This window comes from Kribbella sp. DT2, assembly GCF_049844575.1.
Lineage (GTDB): Bacteria > Actinomycetota > Actinomycetes > Propionibacteriales > Kribbellaceae > Kribbella.
In genome coordinates this window covers 430,338-443,805 of the sequence record NZ_JBNCLH010000001.1, presented here as the reverse complement: position 1 = coordinate 443,805, position 13,468 = coordinate 430,338, and the positions used below count along the sequence as shown (strand labels likewise).

Annotated in this window: 14 protein-coding genes; 12 read left to right on the top strand and 2 right to left on the bottom strand. The window is 70.6% G+C overall.

Features of this window, described 5'->3' with window-relative positions; genetic code table 11:
- Positions 1–2: 2 nt before the first annotated feature.
- Positions 3–791 carry a TIGR03084 family metal-binding protein gene (locus ACLQ2O_RS02140; protein ID WP_425826559.1) on the bottom strand — a complete coding sequence of 263 codons (789 nt, stop codon included), beginning with the start codon at positions 789–791 and terminating at the stop codon, positions 3–5.
- A 117-nt stretch (positions 792–908) separates the two neighbouring features.
- Here ACLQ2O_RS02140 and ACLQ2O_RS02135 point away from each other — a divergent pair, with 117 nt between their 5' ends.
- Positions 909–1,574, top strand: a complete 666-nt coding sequence (locus ACLQ2O_RS02135) for a Type 1 glutamine amidotransferase-like domain-containing protein (RefSeq protein WP_425826557.1) — start codon at positions 909–911, stop codon at positions 1,572–1,574.
- Here ACLQ2O_RS02135 and ACLQ2O_RS02130 read toward each other — a convergent pair.
- Positions 1,571–2,713, bottom strand: a complete 1,143-nt coding sequence (locus tag ACLQ2O_RS02130; RefSeq protein WP_425826555.1) for an FAD-dependent monooxygenase — start codon at positions 2,711–2,713, stop codon at positions 1,571–1,573. The two genes, ACLQ2O_RS02135 and ACLQ2O_RS02130, sit on opposite strands and share 4 nt — an antisense overlap.
- 91 nt (positions 2,714–2,804) lie before the next feature.
- On the opposite strand from ACLQ2O_RS02130, the gene ACLQ2O_RS02125 reads away from it, so the two are divergent.
- The 11 genes from ACLQ2O_RS02125 to ACLQ2O_RS02075 all read left to right on the top strand — a co-directional run bounded on the left by ACLQ2O_RS02125 (position 2,805) and on the right by ACLQ2O_RS02075 (position 13,468).
- Positions 2,805–3,545: a GntR family transcriptional regulator gene (locus ACLQ2O_RS02125; protein WP_425826553.1), complete on the top strand. Its 741-nt coding sequence runs from the start codon at positions 2,805–2,807 to the stop codon at positions 3,543–3,545.
- Positions 3,546–3,598: 53 nt separating this feature from the next.
- Positions 3,599–4,255, top strand: coding sequence for a hypothetical protein (locus ACLQ2O_RS02120; protein ID WP_425826551.1), 657 nt, complete (start codon positions 3,599–3,601; stop codon positions 4,253–4,255).
- 20 nt (positions 4,256–4,275) lie between these two features.
- The gene (locus tag ACLQ2O_RS02115; RefSeq protein ID WP_425826549.1) at positions 4,276–5,148 is read left to right on the top strand and encodes an N-acetylglucosamine kinase; all 873 of its coding nucleotides are present in this window, start codon (positions 4,276–4,278) and stop codon (positions 5,146–5,148) included.
- Positions 5,145–5,804, top strand: a complete 660-nt coding sequence (locus ACLQ2O_RS02110) for a putative N-acetylmannosamine-6-phosphate 2-epimerase (RefSeq protein WP_425826547.1) — start codon at positions 5,145–5,147, stop codon at positions 5,802–5,804. Before ACLQ2O_RS02115 ends, ACLQ2O_RS02110 begins: the two co-directional genes overlap by 4 nt.
- Positions 5,805–5,889: 85 nt before the next feature.
- Positions 5,890–7,110 carry a hypothetical protein gene (locus ACLQ2O_RS02105; protein WP_425826545.1) on the top strand — a complete coding sequence of 407 codons (1,221 nt, stop codon included), beginning with the start codon at positions 5,890–5,892 and terminating at the stop codon, positions 7,108–7,110.
- Positions 7,111–7,152: 42 nt separating this feature from the next.
- Complete coding sequence (locus ACLQ2O_RS02100) at positions 7,153–7,929, top strand: TetR/AcrR family transcriptional regulator (RefSeq protein ID WP_425826543.1); 777 nt, start codon at positions 7,153–7,155, stop codon at positions 7,927–7,929.
- Positions 7,926–9,506, top strand: coding sequence for an FAD-dependent monooxygenase (locus ACLQ2O_RS02095; RefSeq protein ID WP_425826541.1), 1,581 nt, complete (start codon positions 7,926–7,928; stop codon positions 9,504–9,506). The genes ACLQ2O_RS02100 and ACLQ2O_RS02095 overlap by 4 nt, the downstream gene beginning before the upstream one ends.
- A 91-nt stretch (positions 9,507–9,597) precedes the next feature.
- Positions 9,598–10,839, top strand: a complete 1,242-nt coding sequence (locus ACLQ2O_RS02090; RefSeq protein ID WP_425826539.1) for an ABC transporter substrate-binding protein — start codon at positions 9,598–9,600, stop codon at positions 10,837–10,839.
- Entirely contained in the window at positions 10,840–11,751 is a 912-nt protein-coding gene (locus ACLQ2O_RS02085) for a carbohydrate ABC transporter permease (RefSeq protein ID WP_425826537.1), read from the top strand.
- Entirely contained in the window at positions 11,748–12,569 is an 822-nt protein-coding gene (locus tag ACLQ2O_RS02080; protein WP_425826535.1) for a carbohydrate ABC transporter permease, read from the top strand. Before ACLQ2O_RS02085 ends, ACLQ2O_RS02080 begins: the two co-directional genes overlap by 4 nt.
- A complete protein-coding gene (locus ACLQ2O_RS02075; RefSeq protein WP_425826533.1) occupies positions 12,566–13,468 on the top strand; it encodes a dihydrodipicolinate synthase family protein in 903 nt (300 codons plus the stop codon). Before ACLQ2O_RS02080 ends, ACLQ2O_RS02075 begins: the two co-directional genes overlap by 4 nt.

Sequence of the window (13,468 nt, the reverse complement as noted above, 5' to 3'; positions counted from 1 at the left end):
CTTCAGCCGAACTGTCCCGCGACGCGACCCTTGCCGGGCATCCCGGCGAAGGCCTGGATGATCCCGAGCCACTCCTCGGCGTCCGCACCGACCGCCTCGACCGCGAGGTCGTCGCGGTGCCGGCGCTGGGTCGCGAGCAGGCAGAAGTCGAGCGCCGGACCGGTCACCCGCTGGTCGGCGTTCGCGTCGCCGTACGTCCAGGTCCTGCCGTCGGGCGCGGTGAGTTCCACGTGGAACGGCCGGGCCGGCGGCTTCCGGTCGTGCAGCAGGTAGGAGAAGTCCCGAGTCCGTACGGCGAGGTGCGCGACGTGCCGCAACCGGCTCGACGGCTGCCGGCTGGCGCCGAGTCCGTCGTGGATGTCCTGGCCGTGCGCCCAGGTCTCCATCAGCCGCGCGGTCGCCATCGAGGTCGCACTCATCGGCGGCCCGAACCAGGAGATCTTCTCGCCTGACGGCACCTGCTTGAGCGCTTCGGCCAGCTCGGCCCGGGTCTCCCGCCAGTACGGCAGCAACTGGTCCGCCGGCAGCGCGGCGCCCTCGGCAGCCCCCTTGTCGACGTACCCCGTCGGGTCGCTCGTGGCCTTCTCCAGCGTCACCCGGAACTCGTCCTGATCGGTGATCGCACTCAGCGCGGCCTCGTCGGTCCACGCCAGGTGCGCGATCTGGTGCGCCACCGACCATCCCTCAGCCGGTGTCGGAGTCGCCCAACCGTCAGCGGCCAGTCCGGCCACCAGCATGTCCAGCTCGGCGTTCTCAGCCCAGAGATCAGCGAGTACCTCGTCCAGATCCATGCGGCCGAGCGTCCCACCGTCGGCAAAAAGAATCAAGGGTGCTTGTTTTGCTCCGGCTGTCCGTGGCGGGAGTTAGGCTCGCCGGGCCAGCTGACGACAGGACCAGGGACGGGCGCCATGAAACTTCTGCTCACGGACTCGGGCATCATCAACCAGAGCATCACCGACGCTCTGGTCGACCTGCTGGGCAAGCCGATCGCCGAGGCCGGCGCGCTCTACGTTCCGACGGCGATCTACGCCAAGCCCATTGGGGCCGAGATGGCCTACCGCACGATCAGCGGGCAGGAGCCCAGGTCGCCGATGACCGAGCTGGGCTGGAAGTCCGTCGGCGTGCTGGAGCTCACCGCGCTGCCCAGCCTCGACCGGGAGCTGTGGATGCCCAAGGTGCGCGAGGCCGACGTCCTGCTCGTCGGAGGCGGCGATCCCCTCTACCTGCACTACTGGATGGAGCAGTCCGGACTCGCCGAGCTGCTCCCGTCGCTGGACGTCGTCTACGTCGGGCTGAGCGCCGGCAGCATGGTGATGACACCCCGGATCGGCGCGAGCTTCGTCGGCTGGACGCCGCCCGGTGGTGGTGACGACAGCACGCTCGGCCTCGTCGACTTCGCGATCTTCCCGCACCTGGACTACCCGGGCATGGACAACACGATGGCCGAAGCCGAGACCTGGGCCGCGGACCTGCCGATCCAGGCCTACGCAATCGACAACCAGACCGCTCTGAAGGTCGTCGACGGAACCGTCGAGGTCGTCTCCGAAGGCCACTGGCGCCTGTTCGACGCCTAGGGGAGCTTCGGGGCCTGCCAGTCGGACCAGCGGGCGGTCATGGCGCGCCACTTGGCGGGTGGGACCAGGCGCGCGGCGACGGTCGTGCCGAAGTGGGCGAGGCGGCTGGTGCTGGAGCTGCGGCGAACGGAGGCCCGGGCTGCCGCGGTCATCGGCTGCACGCGGGCCCGGCGTACGCGGTCGTACTCCGCCAGGCCGGAGTCGAGATCGTTGTCGGTCAGCGACGCGGCCAGGACGACGGCGTCCTCGATCGCCTGGCAGGCGCCCTGGCCGAGGTCGGGGGTCATCGCGTGGGCCGCATCACCGAGGAGGACGACGGTGCCGCGCACGAACGTGTCCAGCGGATCGATGTCCACGAGATCGTTGTGCAGGACCTGGTCCGGCGGCGTCGCGCGGATCAGCGCGGGGATCGGGTCGTGCCAGCCCTGGACGTGCCGGAGCACCTCGGCCTGCTCGTCGGTGTACTCGCGGTTCGCCTCGGCGGCGTTGGCGGTGACGAACCAGTAGACCCGCTCGTCGGGCAACGGCAGGACGCCGGCCTGGATGCCGCGTCCGAGCGTGAGCGACTCCTCGACCGGCCAGACCGATCCGCTCGCGGTCACGCCTCGCCAGGCCGTCCGGCCCTGGAAGACGGCGGCGCCCGACCACAGCGTTCGTCGTACGAGACTGTTGACGCCGTCGGCCGCGACGACGAGGTCGGCCGTCAGTTCGTGCTCCTCGCCCGCGCACCGGCAAAGCACCTTCTGGCCGTCGACCGACAGCACCTCGGCATCGGTGTGCAGCGCCGACTCCGGCAGCATGCTCCGCAGTACGGCGTGCAGCTCGGCGCGGTGGACCGCGAGCACGCCGACGTCCTCGGCATGACTGCGCCGGATCCAGCCACCCCGCGGGGTCCGGACGTTCCCGCGCGAGATCGTCCGGACGGCGCGCGCCTCGACCTTGCCGTCCAGCTCCAGGGCCGCCAGCGCGCTCATCGCGTTCGGCCAGAGCGTCAGGCCGGCACCGACCTCGGCGATGATCGGCGCGCGTTCCAGCACCGTCACCGACCACCCGATCCGACGCAGCGCGACCGCGGCGGTCAGCCCGCCGATCCCGGCTCCGACAATGATTGCCGAGGAAGACTTCTGCCCGCTGGTCACGCGCGTCAGGCTACTTCTCCACCGGTCCCTCTCCCTTTGCAACCTGATGGAATTGCTACCGATTGATCCCTCCGGCTGGTAGCCAGGACCAATGCCTAGTTCGCTGCCCGGAAAGGCCGCCGAGATCCGGGCGCTGCTGCTCACGCTGATCGACACGGTGCCGCAGGGCGCCGCGCTGCCGGCCGAGCGCGAACTGGCCGTCCGGTGGAACGTCGCCCGGATGACGCTGCGCCGCGCGGTCGACGAACTGGTGATCGAGGAACTGCTCGTCCGCCGCCACGGCAGCGGCACCTACACGACCCGCCCGAAGGTCGCGAAGTGGCTGGGCATGATCGGCTTCTCCGAGGACATCCGCCGCCGCGGCATGACACCGAGCAGCCGGACGCTGGAGTTCCGTCGCGAGAAGGCTTCACGCACCGCCGCCCGCCGGCTGCGCATCCCGGTCGGCGACCCGGTCCTCACCTTCACCCGCCTCCGCCTCGCCGACGACCTGCCGATGATCGTCGAGCACACCACGGTCCCCGGCAGCTACGTGCCCGGACTGGAGGTCGAGGACCTGGCCGGTTCCCTCTACGAGCTGCTCGACTCCCGGTACGGGATCGAGCTCGTCAGCGGTACGTCGAAGCTCGAGCCGGTGCTGCCCGACGCGAAGACCGCCGCCTGGCTCGACATCCCGTCGACCCAGCCGTGCCTGGCTTCGCAGGGCCTCAGCTTCGACGGCCGCGAGCGCGTCTTCGAGTACACCTCGGCCGTCTACCGCGGCGACCGCTACGCCTTCACCGCCGAGCTCCGGATGACGCCGACCGTGCGCGCGACCGCGAAGGGTCTCTGAAGCGTCACGGAAAGTAGGTGATTGATCACAATAGTCACTACAGTCACAGAACTATGGACTTCGCCAGGCCGATCGGAACCGTCGTACCGTCGCTGGACGGCGCTGTGCTGCAGGTGCTCGCGGGGGCCGATCGCGGTCTGTCGGGACGGCAGGTGCACGGGCTGGCCGGCGTGGGCAGCGTCGCCGGTGTTCGGCTGGTGCTGCAGCGGCTGACCTCGACCGGGCTCGTCCACGTCGCCGAGGCGGGCAACTCGCTGCTCTACACCCTCAACCGCAAGCATCTCGCCGCCCAGGCCGTCGAGCTGCTGTCCGGGCTGGGGACCACGTTCGTCACCAGCCTGCGCGCCGAGCTGGCCACCTGGACCCTGCCCCCGATCCACGCCAGCCTGTACGGCCCGGCCGCGCGCGGCGACGGTGACCTGGACAGCGACGTCGACGTGCTGCTGATCCGGCCCGACGACGTTGCCGCCGACAACGACCTGTGGGAGCAGCAGGCCGCCGACCTGCTCCGGACCGTCGTCGACATGACCGGCAACGCGGCGCAGTTCTACGAGCTCGACCTGACCGAGCTCACCGTGCACGTCACCGGCAACGAGCCGATCGTCGACCGCTGGTGCGACGAGTCGATCACCGTGTACGGCGCCGACCTCACCGCCGTACTGAGCCGTCTGCACACGACCCGGGAGCTGCTCTACACAACCTCCAGGTAGGGGTGATCTACTCAGCCTGCATGAGCAGCCTTGCCATCGACGGCGGTCAGACCGCCCTCCGTCTCCGCGTCCTGCCCGACGGCCGGACCAGCGCCGGTCCCGGGTACCGGCACGGCGCCGACAGCCGGGCGGCCACGGTCGCCGCGATCCGGCAGGCGCTCGCCGCCGTACGGTTCGACGGGCCGATCGACACCGTCGCGCTCGGACTCACCGGCTTCCCGCCCGATCCTGTCGCGGCTCTCGCGCTGGCGCGTGACCTCAAGGTGTCGCTGCAGGCCCGCGAGGTCCGGCTCACGCAGGACGTGGTGACCACGCACGCCGGTGCGCTGCCCGACGGGTACGGCGTAGTAGTTGCTGCAGGCACCGGTCTCGTCTGTCTCGGCATCGGCCCCGACGGCACCCGCCGCAAGATCGACGGCCACGGCTACCTCTTCGGCGACGCCGGCAGCGCCTTCGCGATCGGCCGCGCCGGTCTGGTCGCCGTCCAGCGCGCCCGCGACGGCCGCGGCCCGGCGACCGCGCTCGCAGACCTCGAGCTCGACCCGGTCAGCCTCTACCCGTCCCCGACTCTCGTCGCCGACGTCGCCGCGTTCGCCCCCGAGGTCTTCCGGCACGCCCCCGCCGACGCAGTCGCGCAGGCCATCGTCGACCAGGCCGCCCGCGACATCGCCGACACCATCCACGCCGCCCTGCCCGGCCCGGCCGTCGTACCGGTCGCTCTGGTCGGCGGCCTCTTCGAAGGTGCCGGCGAGCAACTCCTGGAGCCCCTCCGCGCAGCCCTGTCCTCTCGCGCCCAGCTCACCCCGGCCGCAGGCAACTCCCTCGACGGCGCCGAACGCCTGGCCACCGGCCCCCTCACCCCGTACGACGATCTGGTCGTGGTCCACAGATGACCCAGATCCCAGCCGGGTCCTTGGTGGTCTCCTGCCAAGCAGCTCCCGGCAACCCCTTCTTCTCCCCAGCCGCGATGGCCCTCATGGCCCAGGCCGCCCAAGCCGGCGGTGCCGCCGCGATCCGGGCGAACGGCCCCGAGGACCTGGCCGCGATCCGCGCCGTCACCGACCTCCCGCTGATCGGCCTCCACAAACTCGGCGACCCCTCCGGCGTCTTCATCACGCCCACCTTCGAAGCCGCGGCCGGCGCCGCAGCAGCCGGTGCCGACCTGATCGCCATCGACGCCACCCAACGCCCCCGCCCGGACGGCACCCTCCTCGCCGACCAGATCGCCCGCATCCACACCGAGCTCGGGCTCCCCGTCCTGGCCGACGTCGACACCCACGCAGCGGGCCTCGCCGCCCGCGCAGCCGGTGCCGATCTCGTCGCCACCACCCTGTCCGGCTATACCAATTCCACCTCGGCCACCGACCCCGACATCGCGCTCATCGACTCCCTCGCGAGCACGCTCGACTGCCCGGTGATCGCCGAAGGCCGCTTCCGCACCGCGGCCGACGTACGGGCAGCGCGCGCAGCCGGCGCCCACGCCGTCGTCGTCGGCACCGCGATCACCAACCCGATGCTGACCACCGCGTGGCTGGCCGCCGCCTTGTAACTGGTCTAAACAAAGTCCCGCGAACCTCTTCCACCCCGGCCCGGTCCCGACGTATGTATGACCCACACCGGAGAGGGAGCACACGATGTCGGACTTACTGCTGGCCGCCACCTCGCTCGACATCACCCCACCACCTGGGCACCGCATGGACGGCTACTCCGCCCGCGCCGGCGTTGCCACCGGTACGGCGGACCCGCTGCAGGCGACGATCATCTGGCTGTCCACCGAGGACTCACCCGGCGTCCTCTGGCTCAGCCTCGACGCCATCGCCGCCGGCACGGCACTCACCGCCGAGCTCTCCGCAGCCGCCGCGACGGCCGCCGGCATCCCCGCCGAGAACGTCCTGGTCTGCGCCTCCCACACCCACTCCGGCCCCTCCGGCTGGACCGGCGAGATCCACCCGGTCATCCCCGCCGACCGCGAGCCCGCCCTCGTCGACCGGTTGGTCGCGGCCGTCGCGAACGCTTCCCTCGTACGCCGTCCAGTCCGCGCCTCCTGGCGCTCGACCGAGGTGATCGGCGTCGGCACCAACCGCCACCGCCGCAACGGCCCGCACGACAACACCGCCGGCATCCTCGCCCTGCACGACCTCGACGGTTCACTGGCCGCGATCCTGCTCGACTTCGCCTGCCACCCGACCGCCCACGGCCCCGAGAACCTCCACTGGTCCGCCGACTGGCCCGGCGCCACCCGCGCCGCCCTGGCCCCCGCCGTCGTCGGCTACCTCCAAGGCGCCGCCGGTGACGTCAGCCCCCGCTTCACCCGCCAGTCCCGAGGCCCCGAAGAGGTCACCCGCCTCGGCAAGATCCTCGCCGAGGAGGTCGCCGAGTCCCTCAAGTCCCCAGGCCTCGACCTCCCGTCCACAGCCCCCACCATCCGCCGTACGACGGCCCACCTCCCGGTCCGCGACCTCCCCACCACGTCCCCCACCCCCGAAGCCGCCGTCCTCGGCGACTCCCCGACCCAACGCATCGCCCAAACCCGCGAGGACGGCGTCCGCGGCCAGTCGCTGATGTCCACCACGACCCTCCCGCCGACGTACGACCTCCCGCTCAGCCGCGTCACCCTGGGCCCGGTCACGTGGCTCCACCTCCCGGTAGAACTCTTCGCCCTCCACGGCATCTACCTGCAGGCCACCAGTCCCCACCCCGTCACCCGGGTCATCGGCTACACCGACGGCTACTTCGGCTACGTCGTGGACCCCGACGCCGCCCACCAGCAAACCTACGAAGCCCTCATCACCTTCTTCGACCAGCACGCCACCAACACCCTCCTCACCACCGCCGGCAGCCTGCTCGCCAACTGACCTGGCTGGAACATCCTTTGATGCTCTGTATAGGATCGTTCCATGGTGTCGATGGAAGAGGTCGCGGCCGCCGCGATCCGTGCTGCTGAGGCGCAGGGCCGCGACGTCGGGTCCCTGTCGCTGACCGAGATCGCCGCGGCCGGCGGCTTGTCGCGGTCCACGCTGGTACGACGCCTGGGCGGCCGCTCGGCCGTCGACAAGGCGCTGCGGGAGCAGCTGCACGCGCCGGTGACTGTCGCAGACCGGATCACCGCCGCGGCCGCCGAGCTCATCGCGGCCGACGGGCTCGGAGCGCTCACGCTCGAGCGGGTGGCCGGGCAGGCGGGGTGCACGGTGATGTCGATCTACAACCAGTTCGGCGGGCGGGACGGGCTGCTCGTGGCGGTCCTCGCTGAGCACGCCGTACTGCCGTGGTTCGCGCCGTTGCTCGACAGCGACCAGTCGGTCGAGGAGATGGCGGCCGGGGTCTACCGGCGGCTGCTCGACGTCGGTCTGGACGGTTCGGCAGTGGCCACGGCGCTGATGCTCGAGGCGATCGGGTCGCCTGACGCGGTCTTGGCCGAGCACGTCCGGCGCGACTACCTGCCGCAGGCCAACGCCGCCCTCAACGAGTTCTTCACCGCCCTGATCGAGCGCGGCGCGATCCGAGATCAGCGCCTCGATACCCTGCGGGCGCTGTTCCTCGGCCCGGTCCAGTTCTACGTCGAGGTCGCGACCGTCGAGCGGAAACCTCGCACTCCCGACGACCGCGCCGCCGTCGCCGCTGCCCTGGCCGCAGGCTTCGCGCGTGCGGTCGCCACCCAGGCGGACGCCGCATGAGCACGGCGGACGTGATGATCGTGGGCGCCGGCCCGACCGGGCTGACGCTGGCGATCGACCTCGCGCGGCGCGGTGTCGACGCGGTGCTGGTCGAGGCGGAGACCGAGCTGCCCCGGCAGTCGCGCGGCAAGGGGCTGCAGCCCCGCAGCCTGGAGGTCTTCGACGACCTCGGCGTCGTGGACACCCTGCTCGAGCAAGGCGAATGGCGCCAGGACATCACCCTGTACGCCGACCAGCGGCGCCTGGCGAGACTGCCCGCCGGACTGGCCGAGCCGCGCCCGGACCTGCCGTACCCGAACATCTTGATGATCCCGCAGTGGCGCATCACCGCTGTGCTCGAAGAGCGGCTCGGCGAGCTCGGCGGCAAGATCCGGTTCGGCACCCGCCTCGCCGGATTCACCGCCGGCTCGGACGGCGTCCGCGCGGAGCTGGTGACGGCCGACGGTGGCCACGAGGAACTGGAGGTCCGGTACCTCGTCGGCTGCGACGGCGGGCGCAGCGCCGTACGGCGAACGCTCGGCATCGAGTTCGCGGGCGTCAGCCGTGAGCACCAGCGCTACCTGCTCGGCGACGTCACCGTGCCCGGCTGGGATCCCGAGGGCTCCGGCGTCGTGCGGTCGCACGCCTGGATGGGGCGCGACGGATCGTTCCTCGGGCTCGCGGGCCTGCCCGGCACCGGGCAGTGGCAGATCGGCGCGAGCATCGGGCCCGACGACGACCTGGAGCCTTCGCTCGACGTGCTGCAGCGGCTGTGGGACGAGCGCACCGGTCACACCGACGTGCGCCTCACCGACCCGACCTGGCTGTCGAACTTCAAGGTCAACGTCCGCATGGTCGACGAGTACCGACACGGCCGGGTCCTGCTCGCCGGCGACGCCGCGCACGTGCATCCGCCCACGGGCGGCCAGGGCATGAACACCGGGATCCAGGACGCCTACAACCTCGGCTGGAAGCTGGTGGCCTGCCTGCGTGGTGCCGACGACGCTTTGCTCGACAGCTATCAAGCGGAACGACTGCCGATCGCGCGTGGCGTACTGGAGAAAAGCACCGACATCCTCGACGTCGTCACGAGCCGCAATCCCCTGGTGGCGTTCGCCGTACGGCGAATCCTGCTGCCGCTGCTCAGGCGGCCGGCCGTGAACCGCGCGCTGACCAGTCGGGTGTCGCAGATCGACGTCGGCTACCGGAGCGGGCCGCTGACCGAGGACGGCGTGACGGGCGGCCGGGTGCGGGCTGGAGACCGGGCGCCCGACGCCCTGATCGATGCCGTGAGCAACGAATCGGTGCGGCTCCACGACGTACTGCGTGGACCGCACTGGACCCTGCTGCTCGTCGGTGACTCCGCCGCGCGCCACCTCGACATCACGGCCCTTCCGGACGGCGTGACTGTTGCGGTGATCGCGGGCTCCGCGCGGCCCGGCGTACGGGTGCTTCAGGACCGGGACAGGACGTTCCACCGCGCCTACCGGGCCGCCTCGGGCACCGCGCTGCTGATCCGTCCGGACGGGTACGTCGCGTGGCGGGCCGAGGCTCCGGATCACCGGGCCGTCCTGGCTCACCTGCCCTCGGGTGAGTAGCGCGGTTCCGGCGGACGACCGGATCCACCCTGTTGACAGATATCAGATATCTGACTAATTTCTCTCGCATTCCCCTGTGAGGAGGCGCGTGATGGGTGTTCGTCGGCGACTGGTGGCCGTGATCAGTGGGGTTGGACTGCTGGCGAGCGTGGTCGCCTGCGGTGGGAGTGACAGTGGCGGCGGCAGTGCGGCGAGCGGGACGATCACGCTCTGGCAGTACTACGGCGACCCGAGCAGTCCGACCGGCAAACCGCTGTACGACCTGGTCAAGAAGTACGACGACGCGAAGCCCGACGTCACCGTCGACGTCCGCTTCATCCCGTACGACGACTTCAACCGGACGCTGCTGCAGTCGGCCGCGGCCAAGGAACTGCCGGACGTCGCGCTGATCGGCGCCTTCGACACCGCCACGATGGCCTCGGCCGGGATCATCACCGATCTCTCCGACCGGACCAAGGACTGGGGTCAGCAGGACAAGTACTTCGAGACCAGCTGGGCGACCACGCAGGTCGACGGCAAGACGTACGGCGTACCGCACGTCGCCGACGCGTACGCCGTGTACTACAACAAGCAGCTGCTCCAGCAGGCCGGCGTGAAGCCGCCGACGACCTGGGCCGAGATGGAGACCGCGGCGAAGACGCTGACCACGCAGGGCCGGACCGGACTCGCGATCAGTGGGATCGAGGGGCCGGAGGGCGCGACCGTGCCGATCATCCGGATGCTCGCCGCCGGCGCCGCGATCGACAAGGTCGACTCGCCGGAGGCGAAGGCCGGGCTCGACCAGCTGACCCGGATGATCACGGCCGGCTCGATCTCGCAGGGTGCGCTGACCTGGAACGAGGAGGACGCGAAGAACCAGTTCGCGAACGGCAAGGCCGCGATGATGATCAACTCCGCGACCTACGTGAACATCCTCCGCAAGGAAAACCCGAAGCTGCAGTGGGACGTCGCGCTGCTGCCGAAGGACAAGAGCGGCCAGACCTTCCTGTCCGCCGAGAACCTCGCGATCGGTGCCACCAGCAAGAACCCGGACGGCGCCTGGGACCTGATCAGCTGGCTGCAGCAGCCCGCCGAGCTGCAGACCTACCTCCCGGTCCGCAACAAGCTTGCCGCGCGCAACGACGTACCGGACAGCTCGAACGATCCCGTGCGCAAGGTGTTCGCGCAGCAGCTCGAGGAGGCCTGGGCGCCGGACGAGAAGCTGGCGCCGAAGTCGTCCGAGGTGATGACGCACATCCAGGCCGCGCTGCAGGCGTCCGCGAGCGGCTCGGCCAGTACCGAGGACGCCTTGAAGACCGCGCAGAAGGCGATCGACGAGTCGTTGGCCAAGTAGATGGCGATCACTGTCCCGCACGACCAGGTGCTCACGAGCCGGGCGCCGGTCCGGCGCAACAGCGCCGCGGAGTACCTGTTCGTCGTACCGGCTGTGCTGTTCGTCGGGTTCACGGTGCTCTACCCGCTCGGCTACAACGTCGTCCAGAGCTTCCAGGACGTCGGCATCGCGCAGATCGTCAACGGCAACGCGAAGTTCGTCGGGCTGGCCAACTACGCCGACCAGCTCGGCCGGCCGGAGTTCTGGAAGTCCTTCGGGATCTCGCTGATCTACACCGGCGGCACGGTGCTCGTCACCTTCGTCGCCGGGCTCGCGCTCGCCCTGTTCTTCCACCGGGACTTCCCCGGCCGGAACGTGCTGCGCGCGCTGCTCCTGCTGGCCTGGGTCCTGCCGACCGTGGTCAGCGCGAACGTCTGGCGCTGGCTGCTCGACGGCACGTACGGCCTGCTCAACACCGTGCTCGGCACGGAGATCTTCTGGCTCGGCAAACCCGGTACGGCGATGGCCGCGGTCACGCTCGCCTCGGCGTGGAGCTTCGCGCCGTTCGCGATGGTCCTGCTGCTGGCCGGCCTGCAAGGGATCTCGGGCACGCTCTACGAGGCGGCCCGGATCGACGGCGCCGGCGCGTGGGCGCAGTTCCGCCGGATCACGCTGCCGCTGCTGAAACCGGTCAGCCTGACCACCGTGCTGCTCTGCTTCATCTCCACCTTCAAGACCTTCGACACGGTCTTCCTGATGACGCAGGGCGGGCCGGGCGGCGCGACCGAGGTGCTGCCGGTGTACGCGTACAAGCTGGCGTTCAGCTTCTACAAGTTCGACGTCGCCGCGGTGGCGACGACGATGCTGCTCGTCGTACCGGTGGTGCTGTCGGTGTTCTACTTCCGCTCGCTGCGCAAGGAGGAGACCGCATGAGGCGCCGCTGGCCGATGACGGTCGCGGGGGTGCTGATCACCTTCGTCTACCTGCTGCCGGTCTACTGGATGCTCAACACGTCGTTCAAAAAGCCCTCCGACATCTTCGCGACTCCGCCGCAGCTCGTCCCGCTGTCCCCGACGCTGCGCTCGTACGCCGACGCCGCGTTCGGCAACCCCGCGATCGCCAAGGGGCTGGCGAACTCGGCCGTCATCGCGATCGGTACGACGCTGCTGACGATCGCGATCGCCGTCCCGGCGGCGTACGGGCTGGCCAGGCTGCGGCTGCGCTGGGTGTCGGTGTTCCTGATGCTGTTCCTGGTCGTCCAGATGGTGCCGGCGGTGAACCTCGCGCTGCCGATGTTCGCGATCTTCAGCGACCTCGGGCTGGTGAACAGCTACGCCGGCCTGATCCTGGCCAACGCGTCGCTGGCGGTCCCGCTCGGCATCGTGCTGCTGCGCCCGTACTTCCTGTCCGTGCCCGGTGAGATCCTCGAGGCGGCGAAGGTCGACGGCTGTACGACGTTCGGCGCGTTCGTCCGGATCGCGCTGCCGATCAGCCGGCCCGGCCTGATCACGCTCGCGGTGATCAGCTTCCTCGGCGCCTGGGGCGAGTTCGTCTTCGGGCTCGCGCTGGCCGCCGACGAGGACCTGCAGCCGATCACCGTCGTCCTGGCGGGCCTCACCAACGCTTTCGGCACCCGGTGGAACGACCTGATGGCGGTCTCCGCCGTGGTCGCGCTGCCGGTGATCGCCGCGTTCGTCTTCCTGCAGCGCTACATCGTGGCCGGACTCACCGAAGGAGCGACCAAGAGTTGACCAGCACATTGGAGATCTGGGCGGCGACGCCCACCCCGTTCGGCCCGGACGGCGAGCTGAACCTGCCGGTGGTCGCCGACCAGGGCAAGCACCTGCTCGCGCACGGCGTGCACGGCGCCTTCGTCGGCGGTACGTCGGGGGAGTTCCCGTCGATGACGGTGGCCGAGCGGAAGGCGCTGGTCGACGAGTGGGCCGCGGCCCGGCCGGAAGGGCTCGCGTTCGGGACGCACGTCGGGCACAGCGTGCTCGCCGAGGCGCGGGAGCTGGCGGCGCACGCCGAGGCCGCGGGGGTGGACCTGATCGCTTCGGTCACGCCGTACTTCGGGGTCGCCAACACGCTGGAGACGGCGGTGGACTTCCTCGCGGCGGTCGCTGCCGAGGCGCCGTCGACGCCGTTCCTGTACTACCACTTTCCTGGGATGACCGGTTCGCCGTACCGGCCGAGTGAGCTGGTCGCGCTGGCCGTCGAGCGGATCCCGAACTTTGCCGGCGTCAAGTTCACCCACGAGGACCTGCTCGAGTTCGACCGGACGCGGGCGGTGTCGTCGAAGGTCCGGGTGTACTTCGGGCGCGACGAGCTGCTGCCGGCCGCGCTGGCCTTCGGCGCGGACGCGGTGATCGGGAGCCTGTACAACGCGCTGGCGCCGCAGGCCCACCAGGTCGCGGCGGCGATGGCGGCGGGTCGTGTCGCCGATGCGCTGATCCTGCACGAACCGTTCCGGGAGGTCGCTCTGGAGGCCGGCCGGTACGGCGGTGTCGGGTTCGTGAAGCAGTGGCTGAACGCGTGCGGCCCGGACACCGGCGTCGCCCGGACGCCGTGGGGGCCGCTGCCGGCGGCCGCGCATGACACGATTGAGCGGCTCGCCGCTTCCTGGCGAGCTGTCACCCCGGAGGGATGA